Source organism: Vibrio sp. 10N.222.48.A3, assembly GCF_041475345.1.
In the GTDB taxonomy this organism is placed as follows: Bacteria; Pseudomonadota; Gammaproteobacteria; order Enterobacterales; family Vibrionaceae; genus Vibrio; species Vibrio tasmaniensis_A.
In genome coordinates, this window is record NZ_JBFRVX010001131.1 from 1 (window position 1) to 457 (window position 457).

A 457-nucleotide genomic window follows, 5' to 3' on the forward strand; every position below is an offset into this window, starting at 1 on the left:
TTGACCACGACCGATAGGCACCATGGTATCAACGGCTTTATAACCAGTTTGAATTGGCTGATCGACGGACTTACGCTCGATTACGCCGGGAGCAATTACTTCTACAGGGTCTAGTCGGTCACAACTCACTGGGCCTTTGCCATCGATTGGCTCACCTAGTGTGTTCACTACACGGCCAAGAAGTCCGTTACCTACTGGTACTTCCAAGATACGACCTGTCCCTTTGACTTTCATACCTTCAGAGAGGTCAGTGTAGGGACCCATAACCACGGCACCGACTGAGTGCGTGTCAAGGTTAAGAGCAAGAGCGTATTTGCCACCTGGAAGCTCGATCATCTCACCCTGCATGACATCCGCAAGGCCGTTAATGGTAATGATGCCGTCACGAACCGAGACTATAGTGCCTTCGTTGCGAGCTTCGGTGCTCACATTAAATTTCGAGATGCGATCTTTGATT

1 pseudogene is annotated in these 457 nt (G+C 50.1%); it reads right to left on the reverse strand.

From position 1 onward, the window contains the following. Nucleotides 1-456: pseudogene (locus AB4653_RS24350) on the reverse strand (F0F1 ATP synthase subunit alpha); the annotation flags it as partial. Nucleotide 457 lies beyond the last annotated feature (1 nt).